Here is a 10,081-nt window from a genome sequence, read left to right on the forward strand (position 1 = left end):
TATTGCGGATGTCTAGCGTTGGTGAACGGCGACTCGCCGCACCCGCTATGCTCCGCTGCGCACGCCGGGGAGGTGTGCTGCAGCGATGACGCTTGAGTACACGCCGGCCGCGGCGGCTCGGACATCCCTCGATCGCGTCTGGGAGGCGCTGGATCGGGGCGGGTGGAAGCCTGCACGCCGCGGCAACCAGTTCAAGGCGTTGTGCCCGGTGCACGGCGACGCGCAGCCGTCACTGAGCATCCGGTACGACTCGGTCGCCGGCAAGGTGATGATGCACTGCTTCGGCTGCGGCGATGCGTTCAACCTCCACGACGTCTGCGGTGCTCTCGGGCTCACCATCAGCGACCTGTTCGACGCGCCTCTGCCCACAGACCGCCGTCGGTCGACCACGCCCCGACCCAAGCGACCCTCGCTCCCGCCACGGCTCACGAAGGACGAGCTCGCGCCCACGGCCCCGGATCTGACCGGTGCGACCTGGACCCAGGTGAAGGTCTACGAGTACGTCGACGACAACGGCGTCGTCCGCCAGCGGGTCCACCGCGAAGAGACCACCGTCGACGGGAAGCGGCACAAGCGCTTCACGCAGAGCTACCGCGGCGCCAACGGCCGTTGGGTCAAGCGCAAGCCCGCTGACTTCTCGCCACTGCTCTACAACCTCGACGCCGTCCGTACCGCGGTCGCTGCAGGAGAGGATGTGTGGCTGCTCGAGGGGGAGAAGGACGCCGACAGCGCTATCGAGGAGGGCCTGGCCGCGACGACCAATGCGGGCGGTGCCACAGCGTTCCCCGCGGAGCTGCTCGAACGATTCCGCGGCAGCCGCGTCAACCTGGTCGTCGACAACGATGCGGCCGGCGCGCAGCGCGCGGCCGCCGTCGGCGCACAGCTGGCCGATCTCACCATTCCCGCCCGGATCCTGCTGCCCAACCTCGCAGACCGGAAAGCCGACTTCACCGACCACATGGACGCCGGCGGCAGAGTCGACACGCTCGTCGAGATCTCCGTTGACGATGCCCGCGCCATGGTCGCAGCCTCCGAGGCCGAAAAGCTCGTCACCGGCCGCACCGGCATCGCCGTCTGCCTCAAGGAAGCGATCGCGCAGCTCGAACAGACCCAGCAGGATCGGGGCACCTCCGAACAGCACGCCGAGGCGTGGGCTCGGGAGTCGCTGAACCGCCTCGAGCGCATCCGGGCGATCGACCCTGACCTGGACCCGGAAACGCTGAGCGAGCGAGGGCGCGACGCGCTGGCCAGCTACAAGTCGCTGCTGGTCGAAGGCGCCCAGATCGCCCGGGACACCTACATCACCGCAGGCCTCGACGTCCCACAGACCATCGTCAGCGCCCTGACTGCGCTGCGGCCCGAGGTTGAGGCTCCCGTCGAACCTTCCGAGGTCGTCGACGTCACCCCGACCCCGCCCACCAGCAGCAGCTCGGGGGGCGGTAACGGTGGCGTGTTCTTCGGCAACGAGGAGGAGGGTCAGCCCGAGAAGCGCCCCCACATCCACGGCAACGACTACGCCGTCGTCAACGGACAGACCGTGCTCGTGAAGTACGTTCCCGCCGACAGCGGCGAGGGCTACACCGAGAAGTACTACCGGGTCATGCGCGGCTGGGCCGAGGTGCAGAGCGTCGCGATCGAGGACGACGGCACCGACTCGGAGATCGCCCGTTCCCCGCACCTGTACGTCATCCAGTTCTTCCGGTGGGTGCTCAACCAGCGCGGCTACCCGGTGCGTGACGCCGAAACCGGTCAGATCAAAACCGAGACGAAGACCCTCAAGTACACCGAAGACCAGATCCGCGACGGATCCTGGGCAACCGCACTTCCCTGGCCCGGGTTCCTCGAGTCGCAGAGCCGCCGCGGCCGCGACCAGGCGTGGGACGCGATGAGCTCCATCTCCCCGCCGCAGGACAACAGCATCGTCCACACCACGGTTGGGTGGCGTGATGCGGAGACCGGTCCGTACTTCGTCCACGCCGCCGGCGCGATCGCCAAGGGCGGTGCGCTCGACGTCGAGGTGGATGTCGAGAAGACCTCCGAGATCTACGCCATGCCCGAACCGACCACCGACCGTGACGTGCTGCGTCAGGCGTGGATCGACGGGACGGTGTCGCTGCGCGAATCCGAGCTCCCCGCTCGTGTGGTCGCACCCCTGCTGGGTCACTCCTGGACAGCCCCGGTCGTGCCGGGACCGATCATCCTGCACCTGGTGGGCGGGTTCGCCTCATACAAGAGTTCGCACAGCCGCCTCGCGGTGCAGTACTTCGCACCGAATCTGACCTACATGACCAAGGGTCTGATCTCTGGCGCCGCCGGCGGTGCCACCACGATCGGTCTGCAGCGCACCCTCAGCTCGATCAACTACATGCCCGTCATCGTCGATGACTTCGCCCCGGACGGAGACGCGAAGGGAGCCATCCGACGCATCAGCGCCCTGGGCCGCACCGTGTTCAACGGCATCGGACGCCTGCGCGGCAAGCAGCGCGGTGGTGCCGAAGCAGACCGGCCGATCGTGGCGAGCATCATCACCTCCGGCGAGCTGTCCGCTCAGGGCTCCGCCGACTCCCGCATCGTGAACCTGCCCCTGGACCCCGCGACCGTCAAGAACGGTGGCGAGATATTCGGCCGCCTCGAGTCACGCCACAACCGGCACGCCCGCGCCACCATCGGCGCTGCGCTTCTGCAGTGGATCGCCGGTCGACGTGAGCAGCTCATCGACGACTTCACCCAGGCAGAAGAAGACGTCGACCACCGCCTGTGCACCCAGACGTACTGGCGTAACCGCATCCCCCGTCAGAGCGGCCACAACGGTCTCCACGACCGCCTCGTCCAGTCCGCCGTGACCCTGGACCGCGGCATCGTGATCATGCTGATGATGCTCCGCGACCTCGACGTCATCAGCCCCGACGAAGCCAAGGACTTCTACAGCTGGGCTCGCGACGGCATCGCTGACGCGATCAGCCTGCAGGACTCCTCGGCATCCGACCCCGCCGAGCAGCTGATGGACTACCTGCGCGAGGCGATCGCCAACGGCAACGCCCACCTGTCGGGCATCGACGGCACAGTCCCCGAAGACGCCGCCGCTCTCGGCTGGGTCGACCAATCCACCGGCATGCACTCGCAGTGGCGTGCGAACGGGCAACGCATCGGTATCATCAGCCACGACGGCGACCGGCTCTACCTGCTGCCCACCACCGTCGTCAGCGTCGCCAACCAGATGTCGCAGCGTGCTGACGAGGCGTTCAGCGAGACGAAGGTGTCCCTCGCCTCCTCACTGCAGTCGCACGGCTGGCTCGTCACGGACGGCGCCGGCAAGCGCAGCGTCAACCGCCGCATCGGACGCACCGTGCAGCAGCGCGTCTGGGACATCCCGCTCTCCGCACTGCTCGGCGAGAACCCCGACGACAACGGCCCCAGCAACGGCGGCGTCGATGGGGGAGACCCGGAGAGCCCCGAAGGCGGCTTCCCCGCCCTGTTCGACGGCGACAACTCGGACCAGCTCCTCCCCACGGATGCCCCCGAGATCCCCATCGAAGACCCCGCCGCGGCACCCGAAGCGCCCGCACCCGCTGCCGCGGCAGTGGTTCCGGCGGCGGCGCCTGCCGCGGCCGAGGCATCCACTCGTTCGCAGCCCGCGGACACGGTTCCGGCTGCTTCCGCGGCCGCACCGGCCAACCGGGACGAGTCCTTCCGGGCCCCGCTGGGTGTCCTCCACACGGACGGGCTGTGGCTGTCCAACGGCGAGCTCATTCGCATCAACGGGCAGCTCGAGCACGCCGGGCAGCTCGCCCGTCTGGCCACCGACATCAACCTCGGCACCCGCATCAACCAGGGCACCAACGGGGCACGCAAGACCGAGCGGGGCCAGATCTACCTCACCACCGACGCGGCGATCGCTCTGGGCCTGCCGCTGGACACACTCCCCGACGGCACCGACTCCGACTTCCCCAAGATGCTGCGCGAAGCCACCAAGGGCCACCCGTTCGTCGCGAAGGCCACCGAGGCAGGCTTCACCATGACCGGCGACGGATCCATGGCCGGCAGCATCGACATCTGGCGCGAGGACGACCGCAGCGTCGGAGCGCACATCACCCTCCTCGCCGCCCAGAACTACGCCTTCGTGGGCACGATCCTCGACGGCGACCCTGACCCCGCCACCATTGCCCGCCGCCTGGGCAAGTTCACCGCCGCACTCAAGTTCCCCTACCGCAGCAGCGCCGGCACCACCGGCACCAAGCTGATGACCGCCCTGCTGCCCAAGGACAAGCGCGACGAGATCTACTACCCCCAGGACCGGCCCGCGCCCGTCAAGGATCAGATGATCGCCGAGGGTGACTTCAACTGGCAGCGGCGCCTCAGCAGCGACGAGCTCGAGCACCAGTGGGTGCACGGGTTCGACCGAGGCGGCTCCTACCTCGCCGCCACGAGCACCGACGTCGGAATCGGCGCACCCACCCACTACGCCGGGCCCCTGCAGTTCACCAAGACCACGAACAAGCCCGGCTACTGGCTGATCACCGTCCCCGAATCCGACAACTGGCAGATCCCGCACATCTTCGCCGCCGGCGGCAACGTCCGCGAAGGTGTCGCCGGATCCCAGATGTGGGTCAGCACACCCACGCTGGAGCTCGCCGCCGAGATGGATATCGAGGTCGAGATCCACGAGGCCTGGCTGTGGGATCAGCACGGCAAGGTGTTCGAGTCCTGGTACAAGCGGGTCCGCGATGCCCGCACCGCCCTGGACACCGACGACCCCGACGACCAGGCCGCGCGCGACCTGCTCAAGATCATGTACGCCGCCGCGATCGGCATGCTCGACTTCCGCGGCGACCACGACACCCTCGCCGTATGGGCTCCCCACCGCCACGACATGATCGTCGCGAAGTCCCGGGCGAACATCATCCGACGCGTCCTGCGCAACGCCGAGAGCACCGGCCGGTGGCCTGTCGCGATCGAGAAGGACACGATCGTCTACACCAGCGACACCGTCGAAGCCGCCGAGGCGTGGCCCGGGGACGCGAAGTGGTTCGGCCGCGGCCTCGGCCAGTACAAGTACGAAGGGTCCGACTCCCTCGAGCACCACGCCCAGTTCCTCACCGGAGACGGAACCTACAAGGGCAAGAAGCACCTGGATGAGGTGATCTGATGGCACTCAGCAAGCAGGCTCAGGCCCGGCAGATGAAGGCGATGTTCGAGGGCCTCACCGGGCAGAAGATTCCCGACTACGGCGCGGAGCACCCCGACACTCGTGCGATGCTCCGGTTCCTGTTCCCCGGCAGCAGCGACCGCTTCCCGATCGCAACCAAGCTCGCCGCGGAGAAGCTCGGGGTCAGCACTCGCACCATCCAGAAGTGGGCTAAGGGCGTGCAGAACCCCCGCGCCGCCATGGTGAAAGAGATCACCAAGCGGGTCCGGCAGTCCGTGACCACGCAGCGCGGCCGCGGGCAGCTCGCCAAGCGGATCCAGGCCCAGCAGCCCACCCGGCAACGCACCATCCGCGTCAACGCGCTGCAGGGGCCGTCCTCCGACCCCAACGACAAGAAGTACGTGTCGGAGCGGTACAGCAACCTCGACATGTCCCCGTTCGAGCAGCAGCAGCTCTACGAAGCCTGGACCCGGGGCGGCGACGCCGGCGCCACCGATTTCCTCACCGCTCTCTACGACTCCCGCTACGTCGACGGCTGGCAGTTCCACGGCATCAAGGGCGTCGAATGGCGCTGAACCTGCCGAGCCGGATCGCACCGCGCCAGCGCGACTAGCTACCATAACCTCAGTGAATGTCACGCTGTTATGCGGCGCGACTCGAGTCAACGAAAGGACTACCTCGGATGGCAACCATGCCCGAGCTCGTCGATTACACCTACATCGCCGAGAAGCTCAATGTCACCGCGCAGACCGTGCGGGTCTACGCCACGGCCAAGGGCAGCCAGCGCAAGGAGGGCTTCCCCAAGTCCGTCGCCCCCGAGACGTCCCGGAGCCCTTTGTTCGTGAAAGAGGAGGCGGACGCGTTCATCGAGCGCCGGATCGCCGAGAGCAAGGCTCCCGCCCGGCTGAACGCCAACCGTCCCGAGATCGCCACCAAGCGCCCCACCACCGATCGGAAGGGCACTACCGAAGCCGCGGTGTCTGCAGCTGCAGAGAAGCGAGCGAGCAAGCCCAAGAAGTAGGCGCAGCGATGGACGGCGATGCCTGTCCGCCGCTATGCTGTGAATGTCACATTCACTAACGAGGCTCGAGGGTCATGGACGCGATCGAACAGTTCGAGGACACCACAGCACCGCTGTGGTTCACACCCGAGAGCGCAGACATCGAAGCCCTCGAGCAGGCCTGGGGAGCACGGAAGCTCGGCCAGGTCCTCGCCGCCACGCTCAGCAGTTACAACCGACTCGGCCACGTCGACGCCATCACCGCAGCGCAGGCACTCGGCGTCTCCGAAGGCACCATCCGACGCTGGATCCGCAACGGCGTCCCTCCCACCCGGTTCGCCCGCGTCATCGCCCTCGTCCGCCCCCCGCAGGGCGCTTTCGACCAAGAGACCAAGGATCTCGTCTACGCCCGCGGCGCGGTCAAGAAGATCGCCGAAGACCCCACCAACGCAACTGCACTGTGGGGATACAAGGGCTACCTCGAGAAGTGGGATCTCACCGTCATCAACATCCGGAACATGCCCGTGCAGACCGTCCGTATGGCCCGCACCGACCGCGACAAAGCCGCCACCCGTCGCCTCGCCGCCGGCGGCGAGATCGTCGAGATCGTCACCTTCCCGAACTACTGGGCCGCCATCGTCGCCCGCTGCGAACTCCTCGAGGACGTCTACCCCTACCGAGTCCAGCTGCGCAACACCAAGCTCGCCAGCGGCGCCGGCAAAGCCTTCCTCGACGACGCCCCCCGCAAACCTCTCTCCTCCTACAGGAAGCGGGCCCGCACCAGCGTCCGCAAGACCACGAAGGATCCCCGATGACCATGGACTACAACGCTGAGGCTCACCTCCAGCGAGCCGCTGGCGACACCCTCCTCGGGACCGCGGTGACCACCGACGACCTCACCGAGAAGGCCGCTCTCGCCGCCCGCGCGGGGCAGCATTTCGCGATCGCCGCTCGGTTCGAGAAACTCCACTTCGATGCGCTCACGGACGGCCTCAACGAGTGACGCCATGACCATCACCACACCCATTCGCCTCGGGGACGAGCTCTCCCTCCCGGTCGACCTGGTCACCGAGGCGATCGCGATCCTCGGCCGCCGCGGCAAGGGCAAGACCAACACCGCCGGCGTCATCGTCGAAGAGTTCGTCAAGCTCGGCGTACCCGTCTGCGTCGTCGACACGGTCGGGGTGTGGTGGGGCCTCCGCTCCAACAGTGCGGGCGACGGCCCGGGGCTGCCCGTCGTGGTCTTCGGCGGATCCCACGCCGACGTCCCCCTCGAGGAAGGCGCCGGCCGCGTCATCGCCGAGGTCATCGTCGATCGCCGGATCTCCGCCATCATCGACACCTCCCTGCTCTCCAAAGCAGCTGCTCGCCGCTTCCTCACCGCGTTCGTCACCGAGCTGTACCACCGCAACCGGCAGCCCATGCACGTCGTCTTCGACGAGGCCGACGAGCTCGCACCCCAGAACCCGCGTGCCGAGGGCGCACCACTGCTGGGAGCGATGGAAGACTTCGTGCGCCGCGGCCGCGCCCGCGGACTCGGATGCACCCTCGTCACGCAGCGTCCCGCCGTGCTCAACAAGGACGTCCTCACCCAGATCGAAGTCCTCATCGCGCACGGCCTCACCGGCCCCCGCGACGTCGCCGCGATCGACGAGTGGGTACGCCTTCACGCGGACACGGACCAGGCCGCGAAGGTCAAGAAGACCCTCGCCAGCCTCCCCACCGGACGCGCCTGGGTATGGTCACCCTCCTGGCTTGAGATCCTCGAGCTCGTCAACGTCCGGGCCCGGGACACCTTCGACTCCTCCGCCACACCGAAGGTCGGGCAGGTCGACCGGCTCATCCCACAGGCGCGCAGCACGATCGACCTCGCCGAGCTCGGCGCCGCGATCGCGACCACAATCGAGAAAGCCGCGGCCGAGAACCCCGCCGCGCTGCGCGCGGAGATCTCGCGACTGCGTGCACAGCTCACAGCCAAGACCACGACCAATCCCGTCGAGGTCCGTGTTGAGGTCCCCGTACCCACGTTGACCGCCGAGGACCGAGAACGCCTCGATCAGGTGCACGCTCTTCTCGAGCGCACACACACGCTCCTCACCAGCACGGCCGACGACGTCGCCCATGCCTTCGCCGAACTCAAGCACATCCAGACCACTCCGACGCAGCCTGAGACCCCCGCAATTCGGACACCTTCCATGACTGCGACACCACGGCCCGCCGAAGCCTCCTCAGCACCCAAGGCCGCCGGCGCCTCGACAGGCGCGGTGGGAAAGGCCGAGCGCGCTATCCTCGCAGCCCTGGCCACCCACGGCACGAAGAGCAGCACGCAGATCGCTCTCCTCACCGGCTACAGCAGCAAGGGCGGCGGGTTCGCCAACGCCCTCGGCAAGCTCCGCAGCGCCGGTCGGATCGCCGGCAGCAAGGACGCACTCGAGATCACGCCCGTAGGCGTCGACGCACTTGGCGCCTACGACCCGCTACCCACCGGATCCCAGCTCGTCGACTACTGGCTCTCACGCCTCGGCAAGGCCGAACGCGCCATCCTCAACACCCTCGTCGACGCATGGCCCGCCTCACTCAGCAACGAAGAGATCTCCGAGCTCACCGGCTACACCGCCAGCGGGGGAGGGTTCGCCAACGCCCTCGGCCGGCTCCGCACCCTCGAGCTCATCACCGGCCCCCGCACCGCCAACACCGCAGCCGCAGAACTCGGCGCCGCAGGCAGACGATGATCCCTGACAACGCCGAAACCACCTACTGGCACGGCGGTTTCCCCGGGATCAAGGTCGGCCAGCACCTCCTCAGCCCCGAGGCAGCTGCAGCGGCCCGCATCCCGATCGCCTACACGCCGCGCGAGCGACCAGAACACGGCATCGTCTCCCGCACCGATCGCGTCTACTTCTCCACGGTCCAGGAGTTCGCCCGCGCCTACGCGTTCCAGACCGAGGTCGTCACCCCGTCAGGCACCCTGACCTCCCGCGGCACCCTTTACCGGATCCGCCCAACCGGCCCCGTAGAAGAAGATCCTGACTTCGCCGGCCACGGCGTCTCCTGGTGCGCCCCCGGAGCCGTCGTCGAAGAAGTCGTCGAGACCGACGTCCGCATGCGCGCCCGCGATGCCACGAGAGCCATCGGAATCCACTCAACCTGGGATGACGGCCGGCCCATCTACCTCGAGGACGGACGCCTCCAGATCACATGGCAGATGGAGAGCGTCGGTCTCACCCAGAAGGACGTCGACGAGATCGTGCGCCCGTGGACCCCCTCCGACCGCGCGCTCGAGCGCATCAACGCGCTCGTCCTCCTCCGCCGCTGAGCATCACCCCCACATCGACAGCAGAGGCAACCTTCCGCCGACAGGATGCTCGAGCGGCGCCCCGACAATGTGTGGTTGGGTCTCCCCATGACCTCCCACCGCCACGACAGCGTCGACTACACGACGCAGTGCACCGTGATCATCAGCTACGTCGATGGCGACCGACAGGACCGTTTGGTCTACGAACGCACGCAAGCGCAGATCCCGGACGGCCCTCTCAGCACTTTCGACCGCATCCGGATCTCACAGTTCCCCACCGACGATGACCTCACAATCGAGGCGCGGCGGATCTTCGCTGATATGAAGCGCAACGGCCGCATCGGCAAAACGGCATCGCTGAGCTCGATCTTCGTCGCTCGTACGGCGGCCGCGGCCCTCGAAATGGGCCTCTGACTCGCTCGAAACGAGATCTCACGCTCCTTCGATCACATCGACACGATCGCCGTCCGCTGCTGAGCAGCACAACTCGCATTCGACCTCGCCGCGATCGCCAGCTGAAGGATTTGCGCACGTCGATACCGAGCGCAGCGAGGGGCCCCGGGGCATCGAACCCACGACCAGAACCCGGACCCGCGGCCGGCATGCCGGCTGCCCGAGGCCAGCGGCGCAGCCGCTTGCC

At 67.8% G+C, this 10,081-nt stretch carries 8 protein-coding genes; all 8 read left to right on the plus strand.

Annotated features, from left to right (window positions below; genetic code table 11):
* Nucleotides 1–85: 85 nt before the first annotated feature.
* The 8 genes from BBA86_RS00265 to BBA86_RS00300 all read left to right on the plus strand — a co-directional run bounded on the left by BBA86_RS00265 (nt 86) and on the right by BBA86_RS00300 (nt 9,855).
* Entirely contained in the window at nt 86–5,146 is a 5,061-nt protein-coding gene (locus BBA86_RS00265) for a CHC2 zinc finger domain-containing protein (protein ID WP_065569702.1), read from the plus strand.
* Entirely contained in the window at nt 5,146–5,721 is a 576-nt protein-coding gene (locus tag BBA86_RS00270) for a helix-turn-helix domain-containing protein (RefSeq protein WP_065569703.1), read from the plus strand. The genes BBA86_RS00265 and BBA86_RS00270 overlap by 1 nt, the downstream gene beginning before the upstream one ends.
* 107 nt (nt 5,722–5,828) lie before the next feature.
* Nucleotides 5,829–6,167: a hypothetical protein gene (locus tag BBA86_RS00275; protein WP_065569704.1), complete on the plus strand. Its 339-nt coding sequence runs from the start codon at nt 5,829–5,831 to the stop codon at nt 6,165–6,167.
* Between the two features lie 74 nt (nt 6,168–6,241).
* Nucleotides 6,242–6,961: a hypothetical protein gene (locus BBA86_RS00280; protein WP_065569705.1), complete on the plus strand. Its 720-nt coding sequence runs from the start codon at nt 6,242–6,244 to the stop codon at nt 6,959–6,961.
* Complete coding sequence (locus BBA86_RS00285; RefSeq protein WP_141677809.1) at nt 6,958–7,149, plus strand: hypothetical protein; 192 nt, start codon at nt 6,958–6,960, stop codon at nt 7,147–7,149. Before BBA86_RS00280 ends, BBA86_RS00285 begins: the two co-directional genes overlap by 4 nt.
* A gap of 4 nt (nt 7,150–7,153) precedes the next feature.
* Nucleotides 7,154–8,878: an ATP-binding protein gene (locus BBA86_RS00290; protein WP_065569707.1), complete on the plus strand. Its 1,725-nt coding sequence runs from the start codon at nt 7,154–7,156 to the stop codon at nt 8,876–8,878.
* Nucleotides 8,875–9,462 (plus strand): hypothetical protein, encoded by a 588-nt coding sequence (locus tag BBA86_RS00295; RefSeq protein WP_065569708.1) that lies wholly within the window; start codon nt 8,875–8,877, stop codon nt 9,460–9,462. Before BBA86_RS00290 ends, BBA86_RS00295 begins: the two co-directional genes overlap by 4 nt.
* 45 nt (nt 9,463–9,507) lie before the next feature.
* Nucleotides 9,508–9,855, plus strand: a complete 348-nt coding sequence (locus BBA86_RS00300; RefSeq protein ID WP_141677811.1) for a hypothetical protein — start codon at nt 9,508–9,510, stop codon at nt 9,853–9,855.
* The last annotated feature ends 226 nt before the right edge of the window (nt 9,856–10,081 follow it).

Origin of the sequence: Microbacterium oleivorans (genome assembly GCF_001691565.1) — a bacterium.
GTDB classification, from domain to species: Bacteria; Actinomycetota; Actinomycetes; order Actinomycetales; family Microbacteriaceae; genus Microbacterium; species Microbacterium oleivorans_B.